Source organism: Vibrio qingdaonensis (genome assembly GCF_026191675.1).
Lineage (GTDB): Bacteria > Pseudomonadota > Gammaproteobacteria > Enterobacterales > Vibrionaceae > Vibrio > Vibrio qingdaonensis.
The window spans coordinates 1-1,174 of the sequence record NZ_JAKRRY010000121.1 but is presented as its reverse complement, the minus strand read 5'-3'; the positions used below and the strand labels follow the sequence as shown (position 1 = coordinate 1,174).

The 1,174-nt window shown below is 54.4% G+C and carries 1 protein-coding gene; it reads left to right on the top strand.

All coding sequences use genetic code 11. The features are described 5' to 3' along the window. On the top strand, positions 1-1,174 hold a 1,174-nt coding region (locus MD535_RS25580; RefSeq protein WP_265678100.1), incomplete at both ends, for a VCBS domain-containing protein.

The window sequence follows — 1,174 nt, the reverse complement described above, 5'->3', positions numbered from 1 at the left end:
CGGTGACGGCGACAGCCGTGACGAAGTGTTCCGCGTGTACTCGATTGATGGCAGCAGCTATCAAGATATTGTCGTGACCATTCAAGGGGTGGACGGCGCGCCGACCATCATCAGTGGTGATAGTGACGAACTCACCGAAGATGTCGCGGTCGTCGGCAATAATCTCATTGCGACCGAGCAGCTCGTGATTAGCGATGAAGATGCCGGTGAAAATGTCTTTAACGCAGGCGCGGGGACGTCTGTGGGCACCACGTTGGGTAGCCTGTCTATCCTAGCAGACGGTATCTGGACCTACACCATTGATAACACCTTAACGCAGGTGCAAGCCCTCGATGTCGGTGACACCTTGGTTGAGTCCTTTATCGTCACCTCTGCCGATGGCACCGAGCACACGATTAGTGTGACGCTGAACGGCGCGGAAGATGAAACCTTCATCACCAACTATGCCCCAGACAGCGTTAAAGAAGACACCGACGAAGTCGCGGGTGAGCTTATCGGTGGCGGCAAACTCGACATCGCCGATTTAGATGTCGGTGAAGCGGCGTTTAACACCACCGTGACTAACCTAACCAATGACGATGGTCAGTCGCCATTGGGCACGCTGACCATCTTGGCGGACGGCACGTGGACCTACAAAGTCGATAACAGCCTCACTGGCGTGCAAGAGCTCGGCGACGGCGATACACGCGTTGAGCGCTTTGAAGTTGCCTCGATTGATGGCAGCAAAACACAAATCATCGAAGTGACCATTGAAGGTACCGACGATGCGCCCGTGATAGCCGGTACTGACATCGGTGGCGTCATTGAAGATACCGATATTCAAGCGGGTGATCTTCTTAAAGAAAGCGGCCAGCTGACGATTAGCGATACCGATCAAGGCGAGAGCCAATTCCAAACCAGCGTCACTAAAGTGGACGACGGCAACGGCCTCACACCAGTGGGTACCTTGACCATCGATGCGACTGGCGCGTGGAATTACGAGATCGACAACACCGACAGCTCGGTGCAATCACTCTCAGAAGGCGAAACCCGTACCGAGACGTTCCAAGTACTCAGTGAAGATGGCACGATGCACAACATCGTCATCACTATTACCGGCGTTAACGATTTACCAAGCATTGTCAGTGGTGCCAGTGATGACGCCACCGAAGACGCCGCGGTGGATCTCGATAGC